The organism is Pantoea sp. DY-15, assembly GCF_019795935.1.
GTDB lineage: Bacteria > Pseudomonadota > Gammaproteobacteria > Enterobacterales > Enterobacteriaceae > Pantoea > Pantoea leporis.
Genome location: NZ_JAIMIF010000001.1, coordinates 1,132,112 through 1,157,501 on the forward strand (window position 1 = coordinate 1,132,112; position 25,390 = coordinate 1,157,501).

General features: G+C 54.2%; 22 protein-coding genes and 5 pseudogenes. 11 read left to right on the forward strand and 16 right to left on the reverse strand.

Annotated elements, in window-relative coordinates:
• Positions 1-102: 102 nt before the first annotated feature.
• The 3 genes from K5Y32_RS05435 to K5Y32_RS05445 are packed head-to-tail and all read left to right on the forward strand — an operon-like array spanning position 103 to position 3,904.
• Positions 103-1,455: an MFS transporter gene (locus K5Y32_RS05435; protein WP_101764401.1), complete on the forward strand. Its 1,353-nt coding sequence runs from the start codon at positions 103-105 to the stop codon at positions 1,453-1,455.
• Positions 1,433-2,776: an enolase C-terminal domain-like protein gene (locus K5Y32_RS05440; RefSeq protein WP_222182065.1), complete on the forward strand. Its 1,344-nt coding sequence runs from the start codon at positions 1,433-1,435 to the stop codon at positions 2,774-2,776. Before K5Y32_RS05435 ends, K5Y32_RS05440 begins: the two co-directional genes overlap by 23 nt.
• A 9-nt stretch (positions 2,777-2,785) precedes the next feature.
• Entirely contained in the window at positions 2,786-3,904 is a 1,119-nt protein-coding gene (locus tag K5Y32_RS05445; protein WP_222182067.1) for a beta-propeller fold lactonase family protein, read from the forward strand.
• Positions 3,905-3,950: 46 nt separating this feature from the next.
• Here the strand turns inward: K5Y32_RS05445 and K5Y32_RS05450 are convergent, their stop codons facing one another.
• From K5Y32_RS05450 to K5Y32_RS05460, 3 genes are all read right to left on the reverse strand, one after another.
• Complete coding sequence (locus tag K5Y32_RS05450) at positions 3,951-4,355, reverse strand: cupin domain-containing protein (RefSeq protein WP_222182069.1); 405 nt, start codon at positions 4,353-4,355, stop codon at positions 3,951-3,953.
• 120 nt (positions 4,356-4,475) lie between these two features.
• Positions 4,476-5,906 (reverse strand): cytosine permease, encoded by a 1,431-nt coding sequence (locus K5Y32_RS05455; RefSeq protein WP_222182071.1) that lies wholly within the window; start codon positions 5,904-5,906, stop codon positions 4,476-4,478.
• Between the two features lie 290 nt (positions 5,907-6,196).
• Complete coding sequence (locus K5Y32_RS05460) at positions 6,197-6,478, reverse strand: VF530 family DNA-binding protein (protein ID WP_110866150.1); 282 nt, start codon at positions 6,476-6,478, stop codon at positions 6,197-6,199.
• A gap of 125 nt (positions 6,479-6,603) precedes the next feature.
• Between K5Y32_RS05460 and K5Y32_RS05465 the strand changes: the two genes are divergently transcribed.
• Positions 6,604-6,912, forward strand: coding sequence for a hypothetical protein (locus K5Y32_RS05465; RefSeq protein ID WP_222182073.1), 309 nt, complete (start codon positions 6,604-6,606; stop codon positions 6,910-6,912).
• Positions 6,913-7,155: 243 nt separating this feature from the next.
• Here the strand turns inward: K5Y32_RS05465 and K5Y32_RS05470 are convergent.
• From K5Y32_RS05470 to K5Y32_RS05475, 3 pseudogenes are all read right to left on the reverse strand, one after another.
• Positions 7,156-8,075 (reverse strand): annotated as a pseudogene (locus K5Y32_RS05470) (carbohydrate porin); the annotation flags it as partial.
• Positions 8,076-8,204 (reverse strand): annotated as a pseudogene (locus K5Y32_RS25005) (hypothetical protein); the annotation flags it as partial.
• A 10-nt stretch (positions 8,205-8,214) separates the two neighbouring features.
• A pseudogene (locus K5Y32_RS05475) lies at positions 8,215-8,990 on the reverse strand (MFS transporter); the annotation flags it as partial.
• On the opposite strand from K5Y32_RS05475, the pseudogene K5Y32_RS05480 reads away from it, so the two are divergent.
• Together K5Y32_RS05480 and K5Y32_RS25010 are read left to right on the forward strand one after the other, a co-directional pair.
• Positions 8,990-9,217, forward strand: a pseudogene (locus K5Y32_RS05480) (AraC family ligand binding domain-containing protein); the annotation flags it as partial. The pseudogenes K5Y32_RS05475 and K5Y32_RS05480 sit on opposite strands and share 1 nt — an antisense overlap.
• A gap of 3 nt (positions 9,218-9,220) precedes the next feature.
• Positions 9,221-9,328, forward strand: a pseudogene (locus K5Y32_RS25010) (AraC family transcriptional regulator); the annotation flags it as partial.
• A 46-nt stretch (positions 9,329-9,374) separates the two neighbouring features.
• On the opposite strand, the gene K5Y32_RS05485 reads toward K5Y32_RS25010, so the two are convergent.
• Both K5Y32_RS05485 and K5Y32_RS05490 read right to left on the reverse strand, forming a co-directional pair.
• Complete coding sequence (locus K5Y32_RS05485; protein ID WP_255602382.1) at positions 9,375-10,631, reverse strand: enolase C-terminal domain-like protein; 1,257 nt, start codon at positions 10,629-10,631, stop codon at positions 9,375-9,377.
• A gap of 85 nt (positions 10,632-10,716) precedes the next feature.
• On the reverse strand, positions 10,717-11,418 hold the full coding sequence (locus K5Y32_RS05490) for a FadR/GntR family transcriptional regulator (protein ID WP_110866446.1): 702 nt from the start codon (positions 11,416-11,418) through the stop codon (positions 10,717-10,719).
• Positions 11,419-11,704: 286 nt separating this feature from the next.
• Here K5Y32_RS05490 and K5Y32_RS05495 point away from each other — a divergent pair, with 286 nt between their 5' ends.
• From K5Y32_RS05495 to idnD, 4 genes are all read left to right on the forward strand, one after another.
• Positions 11,705-12,472, forward strand: a complete 768-nt coding sequence (locus K5Y32_RS05495; RefSeq protein WP_222182075.1) for an SDR family oxidoreductase — start codon at positions 11,705-11,707, stop codon at positions 12,470-12,472.
• A 74-nt stretch (positions 12,473-12,546) separates the two neighbouring features.
• Positions 12,547-13,839 (forward strand): MFS transporter, encoded by a 1,293-nt coding sequence (locus K5Y32_RS05500; protein ID WP_222182077.1) that lies wholly within the window; start codon positions 12,547-12,549, stop codon positions 13,837-13,839.
• 17 nt (positions 13,840-13,856) lie between these two features.
• Positions 13,857-15,212 (forward strand): MFS transporter, encoded by a 1,356-nt coding sequence (locus K5Y32_RS05505; RefSeq protein WP_110866447.1) that lies wholly within the window; start codon positions 13,857-13,859, stop codon positions 15,210-15,212.
• A gap of 11 nt (positions 15,213-15,223) precedes the next feature.
• On the forward strand, positions 15,224-16,264 hold the full coding sequence (gene idnD, locus K5Y32_RS05510) for an L-idonate 5-dehydrogenase (protein WP_255602383.1): 1,041 nt from the start codon (positions 15,224-15,226) through the stop codon (positions 16,262-16,264).
• 30 nt (positions 16,265-16,294) lie between these two features.
• Here idnD and K5Y32_RS05515 read toward each other — a convergent pair whose 3' ends face one another.
• From K5Y32_RS05515 to K5Y32_RS05550, 8 genes are all read right to left on the reverse strand, one after another.
• On the reverse strand, positions 16,295-16,726 hold the full coding sequence (locus tag K5Y32_RS05515; RefSeq protein WP_222182078.1) for a hypothetical protein: 432 nt from the start codon (positions 16,724-16,726) through the stop codon (positions 16,295-16,297).
• A gap of 94 nt (positions 16,727-16,820) precedes the next feature.
• Positions 16,821-17,030 carry a glycine zipper 2TM domain-containing protein gene (locus K5Y32_RS05520; protein WP_061718879.1) on the reverse strand — a complete coding sequence of 70 codons (210 nt, stop codon included), beginning with the start codon at positions 17,028-17,030 and terminating at the stop codon, positions 16,821-16,823.
• Between the two features lie 202 nt (positions 17,031-17,232).
• The gene (locus K5Y32_RS05525; protein WP_222182914.1) at positions 17,233-17,964 is read right to left on the reverse strand and encodes a YoaK family protein; all 732 of its coding nucleotides are present in this window, start codon (positions 17,962-17,964) and stop codon (positions 17,233-17,235) included.
• Between the two features lie 195 nt (positions 17,965-18,159).
• Positions 18,160-19,020, reverse strand: coding sequence for a DeoR/GlpR family DNA-binding transcription regulator (locus K5Y32_RS05530; RefSeq protein ID WP_101764389.1), 861 nt, complete (start codon positions 19,018-19,020; stop codon positions 18,160-18,162).
• A gap of 106 nt (positions 19,021-19,126) precedes the next feature.
• Entirely contained in the window at positions 19,127-20,074 is a 948-nt protein-coding gene (locus K5Y32_RS05535; RefSeq protein ID WP_222182080.1) for a D-ribose ABC transporter substrate-binding protein, read from the reverse strand.
• A 73-nt stretch (positions 20,075-20,147) separates the two neighbouring features.
• Positions 20,148-21,203, reverse strand: a complete 1,056-nt coding sequence (locus tag K5Y32_RS05540; RefSeq protein WP_008104141.1) for an ABC transporter permease — start codon at positions 21,201-21,203, stop codon at positions 20,148-20,150.
• A 22-nt stretch (positions 21,204-21,225) separates the two neighbouring features.
• Positions 21,226-22,764, reverse strand: a complete 1,539-nt coding sequence (locus tag K5Y32_RS05545; RefSeq protein ID WP_222182082.1) for a sugar ABC transporter ATP-binding protein — start codon at positions 22,762-22,764, stop codon at positions 21,226-21,228.
• Complete coding sequence (locus K5Y32_RS05550; RefSeq protein WP_222182084.1) at positions 22,761-23,414, reverse strand: DUF2291 domain-containing protein; 654 nt, start codon at positions 23,412-23,414, stop codon at positions 22,761-22,763. Before K5Y32_RS05550 ends, K5Y32_RS05545 begins: the two co-directional genes overlap by 4 nt.
• Before the next feature lie 422 nt (positions 23,415-23,836).
• On the opposite strand from K5Y32_RS05550, the gene K5Y32_RS05555 reads away from it, so the two are divergent.
• The gene (locus K5Y32_RS05555; RefSeq protein ID WP_222182086.1) at positions 23,837-25,384 is read left to right on the forward strand and encodes an FGGY-family carbohydrate kinase; all 1,548 of its coding nucleotides are present in this window, start codon (positions 23,837-23,839) and stop codon (positions 25,382-25,384) included.
• Positions 25,385-25,390: the final 6 nt, after the last annotated feature.

Sequence of the window (25,390 nt, forward strand, 5' to 3'; positions counted from 1 at the left end):
TCATAGGGCATTTGCCTAAGCGGTCTCGGGCAATGCCACATACACCAGGCCTCACTCTGCTGCGTATACCTATAGCGATGCTTTTCTCCCTACAGGTGACGCATGACACAACAACAATACGTATTATCGCCCGATCATGACGCGCATATCGCCTCAGCCATCGGCAAGTTCTTCCGCCGCATCATTCCGATGCTGGCGCTGATGTTAATTGTGAACCAGATTGACCGGGCTAACATTGGCTTCGTTAAAGCCGAACTGCAAACGGACGCGGGTATTAGTGCGGCCGCTTTCGGCTTAGGCGCGGGGCTGTTCTTTATCGGCTATGCGCTGTTTGAAGTGCCGAGCAACATGATGCTGAAGAAACTCGGCGCACGCGTGTGGCTGACGCGCATCATGATTACGTGGGGCATGGTGGTGGTGCTTACCGGCTTTGTGAGTACGCCGCTGCATTTCTATCTGCTGCGTTTCCTGCTCGGCGTGGCGGAAGCCGGCTTCTTCCCTGGCGTGCTGTTCTATTTTCGTCAATGGGTGCCGAATGCGTGGCGAGGACGCGCCACCGCGATGGTGTTGAGCGCCACCGCCAGCGCTTTTCTGTTCTCCGGTCCGCTCACCGGTGCCATTCTGATGATGCATGATGTTGGCGGCATCGCGGGCTGGAAATGGGTGATGTTTATGGAAGGCGGCGGATCAATGGTGATCGGCTTGCTGGCCGCCTTTGTGCTGGTATCCAAACCGCAAGGCGCGAAATGGTTGAGCGATGCCGAGAAACAGGCGCTGGCGCAGCAGTTAGCGCTGGAAGATGATGCGCGCGAAGAGCACGCGGTGAAACACGGCCGCTGGGGCTTGATCAGCGATCGCAGCCTTTTGTCTTACTGCCTGATCTTCTTCACCATGACCATGACCGGTTACACGTTAGTGTTCTGGCTGCCGCAAATCATTCAGCGCATTCAGGGCTTCAACAGCTTTGAAACCGGATTGCTGACCGCCGTGCCGTGGCTGTTCGCTATCGTCGCGCTGTTCCTGCTCGGCAAAGCCACCGACCGCTATCGCGATAAACTGGATAAAGGGCTCGGCATCGCCATGCTGATCGCCGCGTGCGGCACCTTTATGGCTACGCTGGGTACGCCGTGGTTTGGCTTTGTGGCGATGATTGTGGCCTGTATCGGCTCCAAAGTGAGCGCGGCGTTCTTCTGGCCGATGCCGCAAAGTGAATTACCCGCCTCGATTGCCGCGCCCGGCATTGCGCTAATCAACTCGATTGGCAACCTCGGTGGCTTCTTTGCGCCCACGGTATTCGGCTACCTCGAAATGCACACCGGCAGCACCACCGGCGGACTTTACGCGCTAACCAGCGTGTCCGTGGTTACCGGACTCTATTTGCTGCTGCGTCGCAAACCTGTTCCACCCGCTTTCGGTCACACGGAGAGAAACCATGTCAGACAGTCCAGTCATTAAATCGATGCGCATCGTGCCGGTTGCCGGTTACGACAGCATGTTATTGAACATTGGCGGCGCCCATAACTGCTACTTCACGCGCATCATCGTGATACTGACCGATTCCGCCGGACATAGCGGAGTTGGCGAAACGCCGTGTCATGCATCTACCTTGCAGTTGCTGGAACAGTTTCGCCCGCTGATTGAAGGCAGTTCACTGCTGCGTCTCAACGCGACGCTGAGCCAGTTGTTCAGCAGCGAGGCACGTCAGCAACAAACCTCACACACCAACGACATTCATATCCCGCAGATGAATCCGGAGAAGTTTTATAACGCCGCCGCCGCCATAGAAGCGGCGCTGCTGGATCTGCAGGGCAAGCTGTTAAACCTGCCGGTGGCGGATCTGCTTGCCAGCGGTAAACAGCGCGACCGCATTCCGGTGCTGGGCTATTTGTTCTACATCGCCGATCGCAAGCGCACCAATATGCACTATCGATCGGGGGAGCATGAGCAAGAAGGCTGGTTCCGTCTGCGTCATGAAGCGGCGATGGACAGCGAGGCCGTGGTGCGACTGGCCGAAGCGGCAGTTGAGCAATACGGCTTCCGCGACTTCAAGCTCAAAGGCGGCGTGCAGGCAGGTGAAGTGGAAGTGGCAACGGTGGAAGCGCTACTGGCGCGCTTCCCAGAAGCACGCGTCACCGTCGATCCTAACGCCAGCTGGTCGCTGGAGCAGGCGATTCGCTTTGGCAAGCAGCTGGCGGGGAAGGTGCCGTATCTGGAAGATCCTTGTGGCGCTGAACAAGGCTATTCCGGTCGGGAAACGCTGGCCGAGTTTCGCCGCGCCACCGGTGTGCAGGTCGCGACTAATATGATCGCCAACGACTGGCGCCAGCTGCATCATGCGCTGCAACTGAATGCCATTGATATTCCGCTCGCCGATCCGCACTTCTGGACGATGCGTAACGCCAACGTGGTGGCGCAGCTGTGCAACGAATGGGGGCTGACAACCGGCTGCCACTCCAATAACCATTTTGATATTTCGCTGGCGATGGTGGCGCACCTGGGTGCAGCCGCGCCGGGCGATCGTCAAACCGCCTTTGATACGCACTGGATTTGGCAGGATGGTCAGCAGCTTACATGTCAACCGCCGCAGATCCGCGATGGTTATCTGGAGCTACCGCCGGGGCCGGGATTGGGCATCGAGCTGGATATGGATCGCATCGAACAGGCGCATGCGCTATATAACGCGCTGCCGGATAAAAATCGCAACGATGCGCTGGGGATGCAGTTTTTGATCGATAACTGGCGCTATGACGCCAAACGTCCGTCATTGGTACGCTAAGGAAACAGCATGAAGAACCTATTACGCGCGGCGACGCTTTTAGCGTCGTTGGCCGCCAGCGCGCCGTTGCTGGCGCAGACTTTTGTCTACGTTTCAGAAGCCGACGATGGCACCATCGCGCGCTACGCGCTGAACGAGCAAACCGGTGCGCTACAACTATTGGGACGCACTCAGGCCGGCGGCAAAGTGATGCCAATGGCGTTGAGCGCCGATCATAAACATCTGTACGCCGCGATTCGCAGCAAACCGCTGCAACTGGTGAGCTTGAACATTGACAGCAAAACAGGCGATCTCAGCCCATTGAATAGCGTATCTGCTGCAGCCAGTTATCCGTACATCAGCACGGATCCGCAGGGACGTTTTCTGCTGGGCGCGTCCTATGATGGCGATGTGGTGCACGTTTATCGACTCAATAGCGAGGGCAAGCTAGTTGCGCCGCCGGTCGGCAGCTATAAAACCGGACATGCCGCGCACTCGGTGATTGTCGATGCGAGCGGCGAGCATGCTTATGTCGGCAATCTCGGCACCGATCGCGTGCTGCAGTTGAAACTAAGCGCCGAGGGCGAACTGTCGGGGTTAGGCAACGGCTATGTTAAAACGGCGACAGAAAACGGACCGCGCCATTCGGTGTTGTCGCCGGATAATCGCTATCTCTACAACATCGGCGAGATGGGCGGCATCATTACGCAGTTTCGTCGTGAAGCCAGCGGTGAGCTGGTGAAGGTGGCGGAGACGCCAAATGCGGTAGCGGAAAAATATCAACTGCAACACGGCAAAGAACGGCCGCCGGGCTACAGCGACACTACGCCGCGCATCTGGGCGGCCGATATTCGTCTGACGTCGGACGGCCGTTTTCTCTATGTTAGCGAGCGGACCAGCAGCACCATCAGCGGATACCGGATTAACAAGGCGGACGGCAAACTGACGCTGATTGATAGCTGGCAAGTCGAGAAGCAGCCGCGCGGCATTGCGATCACCGCTGACGGACGTTGGTTGATTGCCAGCGGCGAAAAGAGTGTGGTGACCGGCAGCTATGCTATTGATCACGAAAGCGGGGCGCTGAAACGGGTTAGTGAAGCACCGGCCGGCGGTGACGCCAATTGGGTGACGGTGGTAAGTTACAAATAATCCTGTAGGGTCGCCATTAATGGCGACCGCTATCAAAATGCGCACCTTAAAGTTGCTTATATTCCTCGTCAGAAACAGGTTCCAGCCACTCGTTGGAAGCGCCTTCAGCCGGCACGGCGATAGCAATGTGTGCAAACCAGCTATCTGCTGCCGCGCCATGCCAATGCTTCAATCCCGCTGGAATGTTGACCACATCGCCCGCCACTAACTGACGCGCTGGCTGATTCCACTCCTGATACCAACCGGTTCCGCCAGTCACCAGCAAAATCTGCCCGCCGCCATGATGGATGTGCCAATTGTTGCGGCAGCCCGGTTCAAATACCACGTTGCCGATGTTGACGCCTTCTGTCGTTAGCATGCTCAGATAGCTGGTTCCGGTAAAATATTGTGCAAAAGCGTCGTTTTTAGGCCCTTTAGGGAAAATACCATTGCCGTCAAATTGATCTTTCATCTTTATCTCCATGTAAGTGCAGCATGGTTAAAGTGTAGCGGCGAGTTGGCTGAATGATAATGCGCTCAAAGCTGCAAGCACTTGTGAGCGCAATTCATTAATGCGAGATGCGTGACAATGTCACTGATTGGGATAAACAGAGTGCGATAATGTCCCTCGACGATCGACGTTTCTTGCGGCTAACCACAGCAGCGCGGTGACAAACCAGCCAATAATCCACGACACATCATTACCGGCAAAAATCCAGGTTAACGAACCGTGATGCAGTGGATTATCAATGAACGGCAACTGAACCAGCACGCCGCAGAAGTAGACAATTATGCCCGCCCAGTTCCAGCGACCGTAACGTCCGTTGGGCTGGGAAAGCGCCGGTACATCGACTTTACCTTTGGTGATCAGGTAGAAATCGGTCAAGCTGATTGCGCTCCACGGCACAAAAAAAGCAAGTAAAAACAGCAGGAAATGGGTGAAGGATTTCAGGAATGCGGGTTCGCTAATCAGCGCAATCACACAAGAAATCGTCACCATCAACACCACAAACAAAATGCGGCCGCCACGACTCAATGCGGTTTTCTGACGGAAGCCAGAAACGATGGTGGTGAGTGACATAAAGCTGCCGTAAGCATTCAGCGTGGTGAAAGTGATTTTGCCGAAGCAGATCGCGAAGTAGATCACCATCGCCATGGTGGCGCTGCTGCCTAAACTGACAATATAGCCAACCTCGTTGCCAGAAAAAGCCTTGCCGGCAATCGCCGCGACAATCACACCTAACGTCATCGAAGCCTGGGTTCCTAAAACCGTGCCGAAGAAAACGCAGCTAAAGAGTTTTTTTGCTGAGACGTAAGCCGGTAAATAGCGCGAATAGTCAGAGACATACGGACAAAATGCAATCTGCCAGGAAGAAGACAACGAAACGGCAAGCAGGAAGTTAGCGACCGTGAAATGCTGGTTCTGCCACACCGCGGACAGATCATGGGTTGAGAGCAGCGTGACAAATAGGTAAACAAAGGCGAGCACGCCAATCACGCTGGCCACTTTACCGAGCTTGTGAATCACGCGATATCCCAGCACCGCGATGACGACAATAATCGCACTGAACAGGATCATGCCTGACGCATTGCTGGTATCGATCAGTTTGGCCAGCGCCTGTCCGGCTAACACCGTGCCGCTGGCAGAGAATCCGACATACATGATGCACACCAGCACTAACGGGATCACCGCACCATAAACGCCAAACTGCATGCGGCTGGTGATCATTTGCGGCAATCCGAGGCGCGGTCCCTGAATCGCATGCAGTGACATGATCGCCGCGCCCACAACTTGCCCAACCAGCAAGCCGATGATCGACCACACCACATCACCGCCCAAAACCACCGCCAGCGCACCGGTTACGATGGCGGTGATCTGCAAATTGCCGCCAAACCACAAGGTGAACTGGCTGAAAGGATGTCCGTGGCGTTCGCTCGGAGGAATGTAATCAATGGATCGTGTTTCTGACAAGCGCTGTTTCTCTGCGCCGGCGTAATCTGCTGCAGGTGATTCGGCTGACATAGTTTCCTCGCTGAAGCGTCTAAAGGTGGGGAATTATTGTTAGTATGATGTGGCTTCTCTTGGTGGTACATGTATATACATGTAGCGATATTGTCATGCAGAATGGAAACTTACAATACGATCGGTCATTGGAAAATGTGATGACGCGGGCAAGGTTGGGAAGTTATGAAAGTGACAGAGCGGAGGGTAAATGGGAGAACTTATATGATGTCGCTACGTGAATTCTGTAAAAAGAGCAGGGTGGAAGTTGCCGAGAATTCACGTAGCGCTGCCGGTTTTGTCGCCAGAAACTACTGATCTTTGCCCATGGTCCAGGGATTGGGCGCGGAATCATCTGCCTTATCCGCAGCAAAATCATCCAGTGAATCCAGATACAGTGCTTCAACCTCAGCGCGTGCCCAGGGTGTGCGGCGTAAAAACTTCAGGCTCGATTTAACGCTTGGATCGCTTTTGAAGCAGTTGATATTGATGAGCTTACCCAGTTCGGCCCAGCCATAATGGGCGACCAGCGCATTAATTTGCATCTCAAGCGTGACGCCGTGCAAGGGATCTTTGGAGCGATGATCGTTCATAGGAAATCCTTAAAATGTTGACGGCAAAGGTTACAAGAAAGCCACGCGAGCGGCAATGGCGCGATCTTCAATGCCGGTAAATGCTGTACACTTGTTGCCAGAAAATCACTATTGGACGGTACGCTATGAACGACAAGAAAATGATTTCCATCGATCAATTCAATCTGACTGAACGCGTTGCAGTAGAAGAAGCGTTTAAAGGATTGATGGAGAAGTATCGCCAGCGCACCGGCAAAGAGCCGGATGCAAAGAAAGAGAAAGAGTTCACGGCCGAGGCCCGGCAGCAAATCATGACAACGAAACTGGCCAAAGAGAAAGCGCTGGCTGAAAAGGCAAAGAAAACGCCTACACGCAGGAAGAAACCTGAATCGCTGAAAGAGAGTGAAGTCAGTGATTTCAACTGGAAGGCGTCAGTGATTAAAGGGCGCAGATAACGGCAGCATGAGTACAACAGTCCGTCGCCGGGAGCTGGCACGGATTGTTGGTGAAGGAGGTGAAAGAAGGCAGGTGATGAGCGGATGACGGTTTGAGTGCGCGATTATATATTTCATTTAACATAATATACATTATGCGCCCTTTGATTGTAACGGCTAAATTCAGATGTCCGCCTTGGAATTGACGCCCTCGTATAAGCTTGGGCGTCGGTTTTAATCACAGCAAAATCAGCGCATCGACTATCAGAACCATATTTCAGCCTGCACGCCAAAATTCCAGTTCCCACCCGAAGTAAATCCGGCACTACCAAAATCATCGTTCATCGCATAGTTATCCAGTTCTTTTGACCAGTTCATGTAGCTGGCAAAAAAGCGGATCTCCGGGCGTGCTTTGATATCAAATACATCGCCTACTTTGAACGTTGGCGCAAAGGTTAACTTATAGAAATCCCCTTTAACCGCGCGATACGCCGCGACATCGCCGTCATTGTTGTAGGTTCGTCCATTCGGATTCAGATTCATGTACTGCCATGACGCTTCATACAGTAACGCAAAATTCTCGGTGATCGCCTGCGAGGCTCGAAGGTTGAACGTTGCCCAGTCATAACGATCGCCCTGACGGTAGCGATCTTCACTGTGCTGAGCGATCACGGACGGTGCGAGATCCCAGGTTTCGTTAAATCGCCCATCTCGACGTAAGCCTGGCGAATATTCATATGGTGGCTATCATTATCCTGCACCCAGGGATCGGGATTATTCGCGCCATCCGCCAGCATGGCTTTGAAGCGTGCATGTGACCCATCCTCAAACTGCAGTTTTTTGATAAAACTCAGCTCGACATAGTTATCCTTTTCGTTGCCGAGACGCCCAACGTGCGCATCGCCACCAATTGAGCTGGCGGGCGAAACGCCGGGACCGCCGCGCCCTCCTCGTCCTTTGCCGTTGACCAACATGCCCGAACGCGCATAGCCGGAAAATTCGAAATCTTCCGCTTTGTCTTTGCTGGCGGTTGATGTTGTCACGCCCTGACTTTCCGCTGTCTGGGCCTGCTGCTGGGCCAGTTTTTGTTCGGCTTCCATGGCACGACGCTCAGCTAAACGCGTCTGTTGCTGCGCGGTTTCGACGTTCGCCTGGGCATTTTTAACATCGGATTCAGCCTGGTTGAGACGTTGCTCAAGTAGTTCAAGTCGCTGTTCTACCGTCAGTTTTACCGCAGCCACGCTATTCATTGGCACGAAAGCGCCCCCCGCTAGCGCACAGCAGAGCGCAGCGTTTAGAGATATCTTGTTCATTTTTTTCTCGTTATTTTAGATTGGCGTTCACAGTGGTAAGGGCATTGTCAGCAATGGCGGTCATCTCTGGCGGGGGCTCGACGTTATTACGTTGATCCAGCTCGCGACGAATACGCTCATATTGGGCGTCCAGCTTGTAGAAGCGTCCCATCCACATCATTGACAGCAGAATGAGTCCGGCAGGGATATAGAGGTAGCAGGCTTTGATAGCCAGAAGTGCTTCAGGCGACTGGCTTTGATTCGCCATGTAGCCGCCCCAGGAAAGTAATCCACCTGAAATCGCGCCAGCGCTGGCCATCGCCACTTTTCCCAGGAAACCATTGACGGACGTCAGGATGCCAGCGGTATTGATGCCGGTTTTCCACTCGCCGTAATCGACAGGATCGGCCTGCATAGAGAAGTAGATTACCGTACGTTGACCCGCCCCAATCGACAGAATTACTGCACCGGTGAGCAGGCCCATAACGCTATCATTGGACAGGATCATCACCGCCATCCCCAATAGATTCACCGCGCAGGAAACCTGGTAGACGTAGATCTTTCTCATGCGGGAGGCCAGCCACGGCACGGTAAGCGTACCCAGCAGCGGAACAAAGGTTGAAATTCCGGCGGCTAAGGCGGTCAGGTCCGCACTGCGAACGTGATAGGTGAAGTAATAGACCAGCGCCCCGGTCTGGAAGAAGAATGCGCCCCACATCAGGAAAATATTAACTGCAAAGATCTTCCAGGGTTGGTTGTTCTTCAGGCCAACCACGCACGTGACAGTGTCATTTTTTCATTGACGACATTGCCATGAGTTCGCGGAACTGGTGTTGGTGGAGAGTGGACATGGTTTGCATGTGATTAACGGTAAACCGAGTTATATCCAAGAAGGTGATGTGTTTTTCGTCAACGAAGGCGACCATCACTTCTATGATGAACTCGGCACCTTAAAACTCACCAATGTGCTGATTAATCGCCAGCAGGATTTCCACTTCCTGAGTAATACCGACACGTTAATTAATCGTATTACTGACATCGCTTATATGTGCGGATTTTCCAACAGCAATCATTTCACGGTCTGCTACAAACACGTGTTCGGTCATACACCTTCCAGCGAGCGTTCACGCGCCCGGCTGTTATAAATAAAAATCCGGGGTTAATACCCCGGAATTCACACACTCAAATCGCTTAGGGACGTGCCGCCGTGCCATCTGGCAGACGCGCGTTAGTCCAGTCCGGAATGCCGCCTGAAACCGGATATTTCGCCGCTTCTTTCAGATCGATATCCACGCCCAACCCCGGACGATCGCTGAGATAGGCATAACCGCGATCAATCTCCGGACAGCCTGGGAACACTTCCTGCAATGCTTCATTCACCGGCGTGTACTCCTGAATGCCAAGATTGGTGATGCTCAGATCAATATGCAGGTTTGCTGCCACGCCAATCGGTGAGATATCGCCCGGACCGTGCCACGCAGTGCGTACGCCAAACAGTTCCGCAAAGGTCGCCAGCTTCTTCGCCGGCGTGATGCCGCCAATGGTGCTGACATGGCAGCGAATATAATCGATCAGCTGGTTTTGAATTAATGGCTTCCACTCGTTGATTTGTGTGAACAGCTCGCCCATGGCAATTGGTGTGCTGCTTTGGATGCGTAATTTACTCAGCCAGTCGATATTTTCTGGCGCAACCGGATCCTCGAGGAAAAATAGCTGATACGGTTCGAGTGATTTCGCCAGCTGGATTGAAGCGATCGGTGTGATGCGTTCGTGCACATCATGAATAAACTCGACGCCAAAACCGAGCTTATTGCGCAGATGGTCAAATAGGCGCGGTACGGCGCGCGCATAAGCATCCGGATCGAAATAGATGCCGTGAGTAGGATTACGCGGTGACACTTTCGGCTGGATATTGCGAGCTTTGGCCAGCTTGCCGGCGATCAAACGCAAATCATCGGTACCCGCGCCACCATACATGCCCATCTGACAGCGCACATATTGATAGCCCTCCTCCATGCGTGCGCGAATGTTATCTTCAACTTCGATCTCATCGGCGCCGTCGCAGTGACGATAAAGCGGCACGCCATCGCGACATTTGCCGCCAAGCAGTTCATACACCGGCAAGTCGGCAACCTTGCCCTTCAGATCCCACAGCGCCATATCCACGCCGGAGAGCGCATTATTCATCACCGGACCGTTACGCCAGTAACCGCTGACCGCCGCCGATTGCCAGATATCTTCGATACGCGCCGGGTCTTTGCCGATCAAAAACGGCTTCATGTAGTTTTCAATCGCGGCGGCGACCGCGTAGATACGCTGAGTAAAGGTGGCGCAGCCCAAACCGTATAAACCGGGTTCGCTGGTTTCGATTTTTACCACCACCAAATCGATGCCGCCTGGCGCGGTAAGGATGGTTTTTACATCGGTAATTTTCAGGTTACTCATCATGATCCTCACGGTAACTGGATAACATGCTGTATGATGTCCTACATGTTATGTGTATTTAAAAGCCCTGTGCAGGGCTTTTGGTTATTCAGTTATGGCGTACATCTTCAATGGCGTGCACGTTATGTGTCATCGCGCTATTAAGCGTCTCGGCTGCCAGCGAGGCATCGCGGTTTTTCAACGCCATAAAGACTTTAATGTGGGCTTCAACGCTTTCCAGCGTGATGCCTAACACTCGATTTAACTCTTCGAGGTAATGCACATAAATCCCCTTGAGGGATTCCATGACGTGGATGAACACTTTGTTGTGCGAAGCTTTCACAATCGCCAGATGGAAATCGTAGTCCGCCAGCGAGTACTTCTTGTAGTCATCTTTACTCACCAGCATGCGATTTAGGGCGCTTTCCAGCACTTTGACATCCTCATCAGTGGCGTTCTGCACTGCCAGCTCCATACATTTGAACTCGACGGTCTGACGGAAAACCCGCATATCATCAAACTCTTCCTGCGAAAGGTGCAGAATGGGCTGGTTATCGCTGAACGATCCGTAGCGCGCCACTTCGCGGGTAACATAGGTACCCTTCCCTTGATGCGTCACCACCACGCCAAGGTCTCGCAGCTTCTGCACGGCACTCCGCACGCTGACGCGGCTCACCTGAAAGGTTGCGGTCAATTCCGCTTCAGACGGCAACTTACAGCCCGGCTCCCACAGACCATCCTGAATGTTCTGCTTCATCTGCTCGTAGATGACATCAACCACATTATGTTTTTGGATACTTTCCAGCGCCACGGCGTTACTCACTTGTCCTACATGTCTACCGCTTTTTAACGCGTCACTGCTTGCAACACAAGCAGCAATTTTTCGCGCAGCAAAAGCGATACTGGAAAACCCCGAAATTTAACTATTACTTTCATTAGGTTAATCTTCAAAAGTAGATAATTACCTTCTGACGATGACATTAAAAAATTGTGAGATATCTTACAAATCTCTCGCCTGCCAATTGCTGCCTTTCTGCGCATAACGTAAAAGTAACTCATCCAACTTGTTAGTCATGTTACATGAAGGACGTTTTGTTATGCAGACCTTATTTAACCTCTCCGGGAAAACCGCCCTGATTACCGGCTCAACGCGCGGTTTGGGATTTGCTTATGCACAAGGCCTGGCGCAAGCCGGCGCAAAAGTGCTGCTGAATGGCACGCGTCAGGAGCACATGGATAAGGCGCTGGAGCAATTACAGCAACAAGGATTTGATGCCCGAGGCTTTCTGTTCAATGTGGCAGATGAAGCCGCGATTGAAACGGTATTCCAGCAGCTTGATGAAGAGAACATTCACATCGACATCGTGATCAACAACGCAGGCATTCAGTTCCGCAAACCGATGCTGGAACTGGCATTGAGCGACTGGCAGCGGGTGCTGGATATCAATCTCACCAGCGCGTTCCTCGTCTCACGTGCTGCAGCCAAACGCATGGTGGAACGCCAGCGCGGTGGGAAAATTATCAATATCGGATCGCTGACCAGCGAAGCCGCGCGCCCTACCGTCGCGCCCTACACTGCGGCAAAAGGCGGCATCAAGCTGTTAACCAAATCGATGGCGGCTGAATGGGCGCCGTTCAATATCCAGACCAACGGCATTGGGCCGGGCTATATCCTAACGGATATGAACGAAGCGCTGGTCGAAAACGAAGAGTTCAACAAATGGGTCTGCAGCAGTAATCCTTCTGGTCGCTGGGGAAAACCCGACGAACTGGTTGGTACCGCCATCTATCTGGCGTCCTCTGCTTCCGATTACGTCAATGGCCAGATGATTTACGTGGATGGCGGCTGGCTCGCCACCTTATAACGGGCTGATTTAAACGACCTAAGCTGGGCATCAAGACTCAGCTGTATCCTACTCAAGCGACCTGAGGTCATAGCATGAACCAGAATATTGCAGGGATTTTACCGGCTAGTCGGTGGGGAAAACTCATCCCGATTGCCTTTATTACCTATAGCCTCGCCTACCTCGATCGTGCCAACTACGGTTTTGGTGCCGCCGCAGGTCTGGCTGAAGATCTCAATATCACGCCCGCCATTTCGGCATTACTCGGTGCACTGTTTTTCCTCGGTTATTTCTGTTTCCAGGTGCCGGGCGGCATTTACGCGGAAAAGCACTCGGCGAAGAAGCTGATTTTCTGGAGCCTGATCCTGTGGGGCGCATTGGCCACCGCCACCGGCATGGTGCACAGCGTGGCGCTGCTGGCGGTGATCCGCTTCCTGCTCGGCGTCGCAGAAAGTGTGGTGATGCCGGCGATGCTGATCTTCCTCAGCCACTGGTTCACGCGCGCGGAGCGTTCCAAAGCCAACACCTTTCTGTTCCTCGGCAATCCGATTACCGTGTTGTGGATGTCGATTCTCTCCGGCTATCTGGTGAACGCCTTTGGCTGGCGCGGCATGTTCATTATTGAAGGCGTGCCTGCCATCTTATGGGCGTTCATCTGGTGGAAAATTTATGCCGACCGGCCGCGTGATGCCAAATGGCTGAACGAGGCCGAAAAGCGTGCGGTGGAAAACGCGCTGGCGGCAGAGCAGCAGTCGATCAAACCGGTTAAGAATTACCGTGAAGCTTTCCGCTCGCCTAAAGTGCTGGCGCTGGCGTTTATCCACTTCTTCTGGAATATCGGCATGTACGGTTTCATCATGTGGCTGCCTTCCATGCTGAAGAGCGCGTCCGGCATGGGTATTGTCGCGACCGGCTGGCTCTCAGCCGCGCCCTATCTGCTCGCCGTGCCGCTGATGCTGACCGCATCCTGGTTCTCCGATAAATATCAGCAGCGTAAAAACATCGTGCTGCTTTTCCTTGGGCTGGGCGCGGTGTGCTTCATTGCTTCCTTTACGCTCGGTGCGACGCACTTCTGGCTCTCATGGGTGCTACTGGTGATCGCGGGCGGTGCGATGTACACGCCGTACGGACCCTTCTTCGCTGCGATCCCTGAGATGCTGCCACGCAACGTTGTGGCGGGCGCGCTGTCCTTCGTGGTCTGCTTCGGTGCGCTGGGATCCTTCGTCGGCGCATGGATTGTGGGCTATCTCAATGGCCTGACCGGCAGCCCAGCGGCCTCTTATGTATTTATGGGCGGATCGCTGGTTGTGGCGGTATTACTCACCGCGCTGACCACCTTTAGTAGCCTGAGCACGCCAACGGCACAAACCCGCTCTGCACACTCATAGAGAATGAAGTCATGACCATGAAACCCACGCGCACGCGTTTAAGCGTTTTATTCATGCTGTTTATTGTCACCGCTATCAACTATATGGATCGCGCTAACCTGGCGGTAGCCGGTTCCCATATTCAGGGCGAGTTTTTCTTATCCGCCACGCAGTTAGGTTTACTGTTTTCGATGTTTACCTGGTTTTATGCGCTGAGCCAGATTCCGGTCGGCTATCTGCTTGACCGTATTGGTTCGCGCTGGCTGTACGGCAGCGCGATTGTGCTGTGGAGCCTGTTTACCCTGCTAATGGGATTGGCGTCGCATCACTTTTTCACCACCGCCACCGCGTCATTTATGATGCTGTTGGTGTGCCGCGCGCTAATTGGCGTAGCAGAAGCGCCCTCTTTTCCCTCCAACACCAAAATCATCGCCACCTGGTTTCCCGACCATGAACGTGCGCGTGCAACGGCAACCTATTCCAGCGCGCAATACATTGGTCTGGCTCTGCTGACGCCGGTGCTGTCGTTTATCGTCTCTCAATGGGGTTGGGAGATGTCATTTTATCTCTCTGGCCTGGTGGGCATTGTGTTCGGCATTTACTGGCTGATTGTCTATCGCGACCCGCAGCACAGCAGCAAAGTGAATGATGCGGAACTCGATATTATCCGCAAAGGTGGCGGCCACGGTTCAGTGAATCAGCAAACCGGAAACGGCAAGGTTAACTGGCTGTCGGTAAAATACATTCTGCGCCAGCGCACCACCTGGGGTTTGTTTATCGCGCAGTTCGCGGCCTCATCGACGCTCTACTTTTTCCTGACCTGGTTTATTGTCTATCTGGAAAAAGGGCTGCATCTGTCGATCGATAAAGCGGGGATTGGCGCAATGTTCCCTTATCTGATGGCGATGGCTGGCGTGCTGTGCGGCGGAACGCTGAGTGATTTCCTGCTCAAGCGTGGCCGCAGCCGCACCTTTGCACGCAAGCTGCCGGTAATGCTGGGGATGTTGCTCACCTGTTCGATTGCGCTAGTGAATTTCTTCCAGGACAGCCCGGTAATTGCCATCGCTATTCTCTCTATCGCCTTCTTCGCCAACGCCTTCTCTAATCTCGGCTGGGTGGTGTGCAGCGATGTGATTCCGCGCCACTTAATCGGCACCATCGGCGGCTTTCTGAATATTTTTGGCAATCTCTCCGGCATTGTCAGTCCGATCATCATCGGCGTTATTTTGCAGCGCACCCACAACTTCCAGTACGCGATGTGGTACATCGCCGCCGTCGCGCTGATGGGCTTTTTGGCCTACCTGCTGCTGGTTGGCAAAATTGAAGTGATGACACCGCCCGGCGAACAACCGGCTGAAAATAAGAAGAAATTCGAAACCCCTTCAAACGCATAGAGAGAAGCATAATGCAGCAGAAAACAGTGAACGCGGTGATCGTCAATGCCGCACATGATGTGCGCTGTGAGTCGCGGGAAATTGAGTGGAACGCGCAGCAAGTGTTAGTCAAAGTTGAGCGTGGCGGGATTTGTGGCTCGGATATTCACTATTTCCAGCATGGCCGCGCGGGCATGTCGGTACTGAAAGCGCCTATGATTTTAGGCCATGAATTTGTCGGCATCATTGAGCAAGTGCCAGAAAACAGCGACCTGAAGGTTGGCCAGCGCGTGGCGATCAATCCTTCCCAACCGTGCCAGCTGTGCGCGCTGTGTCAGGAAGGAAAACAGAATCTTTGTCGCTCAATGCGCTTTATGGGCAGCGCGCAGTTTTTCCCGCATGTTAACGGCGGATTTGCCGAATATGTGGCGGTTAATCCCGTGCAGTGCGTACCGTACAGCGATGGCGCGGATGCCAAAGTGATGGCCTTTGCCGAACCGCTGGCGGTGTGTATTCATGCGGTACGCCAGGCTGGCGATCTGACCGGCAAGCGCGTGCTGGTCACCGGCGCCGGACCAATCGGTTGTCTGGTCATCGCGGCGGCACTGGCTTCGGGTGCCACCGAAGTGGTGGCTACCGACATCAGCGAACGTTGTCGTCAGTTGGCGATCAATATGGGTGCCAGCGCGGCGCTGGATCCGCGTGACGAACAGCAAATTGCGCGCTGGGCGGAAAATGGCGGCAGTTTTGATGTCTGTTTTGAAGCTTCCGGCGCAGGCGCGGCGGTGGCTTCGCTGGTCGCCTTTACTCGTCCGGGCGGCATTATCGTGCAGCTTGGCATGGGCGCGGCAGAGGTAAACTATCCAATCGGACCATTGCTGGTCAAAGAGATACAGCTACGCGGCTCCTTCCGTTTCACCAGCGAATTCACCACCGCAGTACGCTGGCTTGAGCAAGGAAAAATCAATCCGCTGCCGCTGCTTTCAGCCGAAATACCGATGCAGGATGCGGCACGCGCGCTGAAACTGGCGGCGGATAAAGAGCGCGCGGCTAAAGTACAACTGATTTTTTAAAAAAACAAATCGGAGATTAAACCTCTCCGGTTATTTCGTGAGAATGATTAATTCGCGAAGCGTGCCGTGATCGAGTTCCGGAAACGCAACAAAGATATCATCGCCTTTCATGGCATAAATTTGCTGGAAATAAACTTTTGCACCCTCAACTGCGCCGAGCGCATAAAGCGCGCGCGCCACGGTCATACGGGAAAGAATCTGATTTTGTTGCGCTTCCCAATCAAAGGCTTCTTTTGCCGCTTCAATGGCTTCCTGATAGCGCTGACATTGGATTAATATTGCGCCATAGCCGCTCATAATCCAGAAATAGATATCGTCATCTCGCAGATGCGCTTTGGCTAATTCAGCGGCTGCACCCCATGAACAGGCTGCAGCCTGATGCTCACCCAACATATCGAGTGAAATACCTCGATTCGCTAAATCGAAGGCTTTCTCATGCCAGTTTTTACGGTGGAACTCCATGTCATCACCTCTTTTTGCGGTAGGAACAGTATTGATATCCTGTGCAGCATAAATGAGAGTGAAATAAAGTTCATCGTTACGCGAGAATATTGCCTTACCTGCTAACTTCGTGTCCGATTAAACCACCAATCGCCGCGCCACCCAATGTACCGAAGGTGCTACCACCGGTAAGTACCGCACCGCCTACCGCACCAACACCAGCACCAATCGCGGTATTTCTGCCACGATGCGACATGCCACACGCGGTAACAGAAAACATGACCAGTACGACAATAGCAATATTACAGCTGCGTTTTAAAAGCATACAAAGCCTCACTGCCATGAATAGATGGCATGCAAAAGTGTTTATTTGATTGTTGTTAAAATACCCAATCTGTTGTGACTGGCACTGCTCGTCGGCGTGAATTTAAGGTGTTTTATGATGAGACGGAAGGTAAAAATTCTTATTTGCGGCTGGCACTAGCGAGGCGGCGAAAAAGTCGCCGCCTTGCACACACTCCATCATTTCAGGAAGCCGCCCGCTTAACCCGCACCACCGTTCTCACCATCGCCAACGTGGCAACAATCAGCAGTATGCCGCCGACCATCGACATGGCTTTAAAACCTAGATGTTTAAACATCATCAGGCCGACAATCCCGCCGATCAGGAAGGAAAATATCGTGGTCAGATGCGTCAACAGCTGACGTTTCTGGCCTGAGAACTGTTTTGACGGATCGCGGCGGAACAGCGCGGCTAATACCGATGCCAGCGAAATTCCGGCATCGGTTAACGTGCCGGTAATATGGGTGGAGCGCACGCGGCCATTGGATAACTGCGTAGAGGTTGAATTATGCACGCCCATCAGGAAGCCCAGAATGACAATAACTTCCCGGTTGTTGGCCGACGAATAAAAGAACATTTCAAACAGCGATAACGCTATTAAGGCCAGCCCTTCAACCCACAATATTTGGCAGAATATAATGCGATTGCCATTGGCTAATCCGCTGATCACCACCATTCTCGCCGTGACCGCACCACAAACAAAGGCAAACAGGATGGTGGCTAAAAAGGTGATATCACGGAAATTAACGTTCGATACTTCACTGGATAATTGAGAGGTATTACCTGACATATGCGAGGGGAAAAAGCCAAACGCCCCCAAGGCGATTGCATTGAGCACACCGGCGGCCGTGGCGAGCCACATTGCCAGATTCCTGTCCTCATCATGCGTTCGTGTGCGTTTAAGTTTAATCAGCATCAGATACCTCATTATTCTGAACCAGGGCCGAATAATAACCATAGAGCACTACGCAGCGTACATAACCAGGAAATCCCCGAATAAGACGCTGAGCAGATTAAAGAAAGTAAAAAAAATCAACGAGGCGGGATATATTTAAATTAATGTAAAGATTGGCATGTCATTTAAAGGTCGCCATTTAGGGTGACCGCCTTTTCACGAATTAACCGAATGATTTATTTTCATCGGTGCGACCACCACATTCACGCCTAAATCCTGCATCCGCCGCAAAATAGGCACCGGCGTGCCCTGATTAACAATCACCACATCGAATTCACTCAGATGCGCAAAACGGTGCAGTGCCCGGCGTTCAAACTTGGTGTTATCCATCATCAGAATGCGCTTCTGCGCGGCATCAAACATCGCGCGTTTGGTCTCTACCGTTTCGGCGGATTGGTGGAACACAGCATCATCGATAATCGCTGACATGCTGACGAAAAACACATCGGCGCGCAGGCTGGCAATTTCATCCCGCGTCATGCGGCCCATAAATGCATTGCACCAGTGATAGAACTGTCCGCCGAGGCCCATCAAGGTGATATCGCGGCCGTTGCGCAGCTCGTTCATTAAGGTCAGCGAATTGGTGATCACCGTCAGCGGCGCGCGCGCCGAGAGCAGCCGCGCCATCTGCTGCACGGTGGTGGAATCATCGAGGAAAATCGCCTGTCCCGGTTCGAGGTAGGTAGCGGCCACATCGGCAATCGCCTGTTTCTCTTCCAGCTGACGGGTAGCGCGGTAGATATCGCTGGACTCAACCAGGCTAGTTGGCGTCGCGGACACCACGCCGCGCGATTTATGCAGCAGGCCGCGCTCAACCATTTCATCGATATCACGATGGGCGGTCATCAAACTAATGCCGAAGCGATCGGTGATATCTTCGATGCGAATCGCCCCTTCTGCCATCACCGCTTCGGCGATTAACTGGCGACGGGCCAGTTGCCGCGCCTGGCGGCTATCGCTGGGTAAGGTTTCGGCCATAAATACGCCAAGTGAAGAGTCCTGCGGGTTGTGCGCCATATTTCATCCGGGAAAGTGAAGCGAGAAGCGGTTTCGGCACTCATTACAGCGTTTAAAACAGGTTTTGGCAAATGCTGAGGTCGCCATTAATGGCGACCTGGTTTATTTACTGCTTCAACACAAACGGTGAAGCAAAGTTACCGGCGTTCTCTTTGGTGATCAGAATGCAGTCAAACAGCTGCTTCTCGGATGCCGCACCGGTTTTGCCGGTTTTCAGGAAGCTATCCGCCTGCTCTACCGCTTTCTGCGCGAACTGCGCCACCGGCTGCATCACGGTGTAGGACAGCGTACCGGCTTTTACGGCGTCAACCGCATCCGGTGAACCGTCAAAACCGCCGACTTTGATCTGATTCAGCTTGCCAGCTTCTTTCAACGCAGCGATCGCGCCCAGCGCCATTTCGTCGTTACCGCTGATTACGCCTTTAATATTGGGATTGGCCTGCAGCAGCGACTGCATTTTGTTGAAGCCCTGCGTACGATCCCAGTTAGCCACTTCCTGGCCGACTTTCTTCAGCGTGGGATATTGCGTCAGCACTGTATCAAAACCGTTGGCGCGGGTGGCGGCATTATTATCTGACGGCGGGCCAACCAGCTCGACATAGTTCGCACTATCGCCCACCTGCTTCACCCACTCCATTGCGCCAACCGCTGCGCCCTGCGCGTTGTTGGAAACCAGCTGCGCTTTGGCGAGCCCGCTCTGATTCAGTTCGGCGTTGATGATAAATACCGGAATATTGGCGGCGATGGCCTTTTTCACCGAGCCGACCGAACCATCGGCGTTCGCCGGATCGAGAATAATCGCCTTCGATTTATTGGTGATCGCCGTATCAATCAGCTGGCTTTCGGTATTGGTATCGCCTTTGTGGGCGCTGACTTTGGCGCTATAGCCCAGCTTTTCCGCGGCTTTCTGGGCTACCTGACCTTCCGTCAGCCAGTAAGGGTTGGAAGGATCGTTAACGATGATGGTCATTAACCCGTTATCTGCCCAGGTGGGTGCAGCAAAAGTGGTGATGGCCATAGCCGCGGCCGCGATGAAGAGACGTTTAGTGAACATAGTTGGTGCTCCGTTATTATTTGGGGTACAGGTTTTACGGATATCCGCGCGCTGCTGAAACAGCGCGCGTGAGTTAGCGAGCGCGCCGTCCGTATTGCAAGGTGTTGAGCAATACCGCCAGCACGATCACGGCACCAGTGAACACCGTCTGCCAGTAAGCAGAGACGCCGATAATCACCAGGCCATCAGAGAGAAAACCAATCACGAACGCGCCAAGCAGCGTGCCGCGCACGTTGCCGCGTCCGCCGGTCAGTGCCGCGCCACCAATCACCACCGCCGCAATCGCAGTCAGTTCATAAGTGGTACCGGCGGTTGGGCCGGCCGAGGTGAGCTGTGAGGAGAGCACCAGCCCGGCGAGTGCCGCGCAGACGCCAGACAACACATAGACGCTGATTTTGATGCGCTTCACCGGCACACCCGACAGATCAGCCGCGCGTTCATTACCACCCGACGCGTACAGCCAGCGACCAAACGCTGAGCGGCTGAGCAGGAAACCACACGCCAGCGCCACTACGCCCAGCACCAGCACGCCAACCGGGATATTGAAGATGCGATTAAAACCGAGCCAGTCGAAGCCGGTATTCCCCAGCGCTTCGCTGCCGGAGAGTTTGTTGTAGGTCAGACCATTAGTGATCAGCAGCGCAATGCCGCGCGCCACATACATTGTGCCGAGCGTGGCGACGAAGGCCGGAACGCGGAACCAGGCGATAAGCACGCCGTTGACTAATCCCACCAGCGCGCCGACCACCAGCGTCAAAATCGCCACCGCCCACACCGGTAGATAGAGCACCACGCCGAGCGCTTCGAGGTTGATACCCTGCATCATAAATCCGGCCATCACTCCAGCGAGACCCAGCGTGGAGCCCACCGATAAATCAATGCCACCGTTGAGGATCACCAGCAGCATGCCGATCGCCGGCAAACCGAAGATCGCCACGTGCGACGCCATGGTGAGAAAGTTAGCGCCGGTAAAGTAGTTGGGCGACAACATGGAGAAGGTAGCGATAATCACCAGCAGCGCGATAAAGGCGCGCCCTTCCAGCAGCAGACGCGCCACATTCAGCTGCTTGTCGCTTTTTTTCTTGTTGACCACCGGCGGCGTGTCCAGCGTTTGGGTTCTGTCAGTCATACCTTTTGCTCCACTTTTCATGTCATGCCACCAGAGACTCGCCTGAAGCGGCCATAATGCGTTCTTTACTGACACTTGCGTCGAAGATGGCGGAGATGCGCCCTTTGCTCATCACCACAATGCGATGGGCAATACTCAGGCATTCGCCCACTTCCGAGGTGGTATACACCACCGCCAGCCCCTTTTTGGCGTTCTCCGCCAGCAGGCGAAACACTTCCGCTTTAGCGCCGATGTCGATGCCGCGGCTCGGCTCATCCAGCAGTATCACTTTGGGACGGGTGGCGAGCATTTTGCCGATCACCACTTTTTGTTGATTGCCGCCGGAGAGCGATCCAATCGCCGCATCGCCGCCAGAGGTTTTCACCGTCACGTTACGAATGCTGTCGTTGACCAGCTGTTTTTCCCGGCTTCTGGAGAGCACCAGTCCGCGTACAAAGTCGCCGATGCTGGCCAGCGACAGGTTTTCCCCCACCGACATGGTTTGTACCAGGCCATCGCGCTGCCGATCTTCCGGCACCAGCGCCAGCCCAATTTGAATGCGTTGTGAGATGGTTAGCGCGGAGATATCGGTGTCCTGCAGCAGAATGTGACCGCTGCTTTGCTGCAGACGTCCGGCGATGCACTCCAGCAGCTCGGTGCGCCCCGCGCCCATCAGCCCGTAAATGCAGACAATCTCCCCTGCTTGCACCGCCAGCGATAAGTTGTCCACCAGCCGAATGCCGGTTTTACTTTTCACCGTCAGATCTTTCACCGTCAGCGCTGGCAGCCCGAAGTCGTAGCCCTGCGGCGGCGATCCCAGATCAAAGTGATCGCCAACCATGTTGCGCACGATCCATTCGAGATCGATCTCATCGCGTTTGGCATAGGCGGTCATCACGCCATCGCGCAGCACCACCGCCCGATCGGTAATCTCAAGCGCCTCTTCCAGATGATGCGAGATATAGACAATCGCCACGCCCTGACTGGTTAAATCGCGGATCACCTGGAACAGCACCGCCACTTCCGCTGCGCTCAGTGCTGAGGTTGGTTCATCCATGATCAGAATCTGCGAATTCACCGACAGCGCGCGGGCAATCTCCACAATCTGCTGCTGTCCCAGACGCAGGTTCTCCACTGGCGTCAGCGGATCGATCTCCTCCTCCAGCGCCGCCATCAGGTGCGCTGTTACGCGCGCCTCTTCGGCATAATCGACGCCGCCCGGCTTCATGATTTCGCGCCCCATAAAGATGTTGTCGCGCACGTTCATATTCGGCGCGAGATTCAGCTCCTGATGGATAATCGAGATGCCACAGTCACGCGCTTCGGTGGCGGATCGAAAGGTCTTCTCCTCGCCGTGTAGCAAGATTTCCCCGGTTGTTGGCGTAATCACACCAGACAAAATTTTCATCAGCGTCGATTTACCCGCGCCGTTTTCACCAAACAGCGTGGTCACTTCGCCACGACGAATTTCGAAATTGACGCCCTTCAGCGCGTGCGTGGAGCCGTACACTTTGCTGACGTTGCGCGCTTGCAGGATCACTTCGCCTTTCAGCAAGGCGGGATTGAGGTTGAACGGTTTCATTTCACCTCCATGCTGACCGGCGTCACCATCCAGTTTTTCGCGTTGAGTAAGCGGAACACGCCAACCACCTGCACGGTTTTGCCCGGCAACGCATCACGATCCAGCTTGTCGAGCACCGCGCTTTTCATCGCACGATTGATGGCGGAACCGGCATTTTGATATTCGATTTGGTTCGTGAAATCACCGAACTGGATCTTGCCGTTAGCGTCACGCAGATCGGTGCCGGTAATCGCCGGACCGGTTTGCAGCCGCACCTGCATATCTCCCGGCAATCCATCGATTTTCATCGGGAAGATGCCCATCTGCCCGGCTTGCACCACGCCGGAGAACTTGACGGCAAAGACCGGCAGCGGTGCGCCAACGCCATATTTCTGCACCGCTTCCTGCTGATTAGTTTGCAGCGCATCGGCTAACGTTTTGGCATCTACTGCGCGTGATGCCACATCCTGCTGGATGGTCGGGAAGGTTTTCTGGCCGTAACTGTCGGGGGAGAAGCCTTGCTCCTGCGCATCTTCGGCGGAGCCCATTTTTACCACTTTGGTGTCGAGCGCCATCGCCGCGATCAGCGCAACTACCACCACGCCGAGGGTGGCGTAGCGCTGGACGCGCTTGCGGGAGATTTGCTGGGCCTGGATTGAGACATCGGACATAACGTGACCTCTCACTGACATCAGCTGCGATAATCGCGCCGATAATGTTATAAATGTGATAATTTGTGTGATGAGAATTGTGCTGATGTGACTAAATTGTCAACAGGTGACGCGCAATTTTTTCAGGAGAGCGATCTGGATCGCTTAATTGATGTGGACCCCATCACAAAGCGCAATAAACCCCGCCTTATCAGCCTGTTCGCCGTGTTGTCTCATTTCTACCTGTAAGGTTTTGACGCCTGATTCGTGATCGCAATCGCTATTTCAGGTGAAATTTATTGGTTTTATCGAAAAATAATACAGTTAATATGTTATCTCAGTGAGAAGTGGTGTAAGACATTATTTAGCAAATTCATCACAGCCCGTTAACACCTTTCGGTTTGGCGGCGATGAATTGAACTCTTCTTCTTTCGGAGGTGTATGTGGACAGTGGCGATATCATTCTGGGTCTGGATTCCGGCACCTCAGTGGTTAAAGCGGTGGCGTTTGATCTGGAAGGCACGCAACTGGCATGCGCATCGGTGCGTAACCGTTATTACCGCAGCGAAGGCGGTGCAGCGCAGCAGTCAATGAGCCAAACCTGGCAGGATGCAGTCACGGCGATACGCAAACTGGGCGAGCGTGTCGACAACCTAGCCGCGCGGGTGGTTGCCGTGGCCGTCACTGCGCAAGGCGACGGCAGCTGGCTGGTGGGTGCCAACAATCAGCCGGTCGGCGATGCCTGGATCTGGCTGGATGCGCGCGCGGCACCAACGGTTGAAAAACTCAATCAGCACCCGTTAGCCGCCGCGCGCTTTCGCGCTACCGGCACCGGACTCAACACCTGTCAGCAGGGATCGCAGTTGGCGCACATGGATCACTTCTATCCCGAGCTGTTAGCTAACAGCGAAGTGGCGCTGCACTGCAAAGATTGGCTTTACCTCAATCTCACCGGCATCCGCGCCACTGATCCTTCTGAGGCCAGCTTTACCTTTGGCAACTTCCGCCACCAGCGTTATGACGATCAGGTGATTGCCGCGCTGGGGCTGGAACAGCATCGTCATCTGCTGCCGGAGATCATTGAAGGCACTGAAACCACGCATCCGTTAACCGCAGAAGCCGCGCAGGCCACCGGTTTACGGGCTGGCACGCCAATCTGCCTCGGCTATGTCGATATGGCGATGACCGCGCTTGGCGCTGGCGTGCACACCGGCGAAGCCAATACCGCCTGCTCGATTGTTGGCTCGACCGGCGTGCATCTGCGCAGCGTCACCATTGATGAGGTGTGGCTGAATCCGGCGCAAACCGGCTACGTGATCCCGCTGCCGTGGCCGGGCTATGTCACGCAGGTGCAAACCAATATGGCATCAACGCTCAACCTCGACTGGTTGCTGAATCTCGCGAGCGATCTGCTTAACAGCTTTGGTTGCGAAATCGATCATGCCCGTTTGGTGGGCCATATCGATCGCTGGCTCATCGCGGCGAAGCCCGGCAGCCTGCTCTATCACCCGTATATCTCGATTGCCGGTGAGCGCGGGCCGTTTGTTAATGCCGAGGCGCGCGCCAGCTTTACCGGCCTGAGTTACACCCACAATTTTGGCGATCTGGTGCGGGCGGTCATCGAAGGCATCGGCTTTGCGGCGCGCGATTGCTATCAGGCGATGGGCAGTTTGCCGGGCGAAATTCGTTTAACCGGCGGCGCGGTGCGTTCGCAGCCGTTACGCCAGATTTTGTCTGCCTGCATTGGTGCGCCGGTGCGCATCAGCCAGCGCGACGAAGCCGGAGCGGCCGGTGCCGCGATGATGGCGGCGGTGGCGATTGGCGCGTATCCATCGATGGAGAGCTGCGTCAAAACCTGGGTGATGCCGCTGCTGGATGCGCCCGAAGCGCCAGCGAGCGAACTGATGCAGCGCTACAACCAGCTGTTCCCCACCTATCAGCAGATGCGTAACGATCTTCCTGCCGCCTGGAACGCGCTAAAACAGTTTTGAGGAGTA

What these genes read in the sequence shown, in the direction of transcription:
- K5Y32_RS05435 (WP_101764401.1), top strand. Translation starts at nt 103, where the DNA reads ATGACACAACAACAATACGTATTATCGCCCGATCATGACGCGCATATC.
- K5Y32_RS05440 (WP_222182065.1), top strand. Translation starts at nt 1,433, where the DNA reads ATGTCAGACAGTCCAGTCATTAAATCGATGCGCATCGTGCCGGTTGCC.
- K5Y32_RS05445 (WP_222182067.1), top strand. Translation starts at nt 2,786, where the DNA reads ATGAAGAACCTATTACGCGCGGCGACGCTTTTAGCGTCGTTGGCCGCC.
- K5Y32_RS05450 (WP_222182069.1), bottom strand. Translation starts at nt 4,355, where the DNA reads ATGAAAGATCAATTTGACGGCAATGGTATTTTCCCTAAAGGGCCTAAA.
- K5Y32_RS05455 (WP_222182071.1), bottom strand. Translation starts at nt 5,906, where the DNA reads ATGTCAGCCGAATCACCTGCAGCAGATTACGCCGGCGCAGAGAAACAG.
- K5Y32_RS05460 (WP_110866150.1), bottom strand. Translation starts at nt 6,478, where the DNA reads ATGAACGATCATCGCTCCAAAGATCCCTTGCACGGCGTCACGCTTGAG.
- K5Y32_RS05465 (WP_222182073.1), top strand. Translation starts at nt 6,604, where the DNA reads ATGAACGACAAGAAAATGATTTCCATCGATCAATTCAATCTGACTGAA.
- K5Y32_RS05485 (WP_255602382.1), bottom strand. Translation starts at nt 10,631, where the DNA reads ATGATGAGTAACCTGAAAATTACCGATGTAAAAACCATCCTTACCGCG.
- K5Y32_RS05495 (WP_222182075.1), top strand. Translation starts at nt 11,705, where the DNA reads ATGCAGACCTTATTTAACCTCTCCGGGAAAACCGCCCTGATTACCGGC.
- K5Y32_RS05500 (WP_222182077.1), top strand. Translation starts at nt 12,547, where the DNA reads ATGAACCAGAATATTGCAGGGATTTTACCGGCTAGTCGGTGGGGAAAA.
- K5Y32_RS05505 (WP_110866447.1), top strand. Translation starts at nt 13,857, where the DNA reads ATGAAACCCACGCGCACGCGTTTAAGCGTTTTATTCATGCTGTTTATT.
- idnD (WP_255602383.1), top strand. Translation starts at nt 15,224, where the DNA reads ATGCAGCAGAAAACAGTGAACGCGGTGATCGTCAATGCCGCACATGAT.
- K5Y32_RS05515 (WP_222182078.1), bottom strand. Translation starts at nt 16,726, where the DNA reads ATGGAGTTCCACCGTAAAAACTGGCATGAGAAAGCCTTCGATTTAGCG.
- K5Y32_RS05520 (WP_061718879.1), bottom strand. Translation starts at nt 17,030, where the DNA reads ATGCTTTTAAAACGCAGCTGTAATATTGCTATTGTCGTACTGGTCATG.
- K5Y32_RS05525 (WP_222182914.1), bottom strand. Translation starts at nt 17,964, where the DNA reads ATGCTGATTAAACTTAAACGCACACGAACGCATGATGAGGACAGGAAT.
- K5Y32_RS05530 (WP_101764389.1), bottom strand. Translation starts at nt 19,020, where the DNA reads ATGGCGCACAACCCGCAGGACTCTTCACTTGGCGTATTTATGGCCGAA.
- K5Y32_RS05535 (WP_222182080.1), bottom strand. Translation starts at nt 20,074, where the DNA reads ATGTTCACTAAACGTCTCTTCATCGCGGCCGCGGCTATGGCCATCACC.
- K5Y32_RS05540 (WP_008104141.1), bottom strand. Translation starts at nt 21,203, where the DNA reads ATGACTGACAGAACCCAAACGCTGGACACGCCGCCGGTGGTCAACAAG.
- K5Y32_RS05545 (WP_222182082.1), bottom strand. Translation starts at nt 22,764, where the DNA reads ATGAAACCGTTCAACCTCAATCCCGCCTTGCTGAAAGGCGAAGTGATC.
- K5Y32_RS05550 (WP_222182084.1), bottom strand. Translation starts at nt 23,414, where the DNA reads ATGTCCGATGTCTCAATCCAGGCCCAGCAAATCTCCCGCAAGCGCGTC.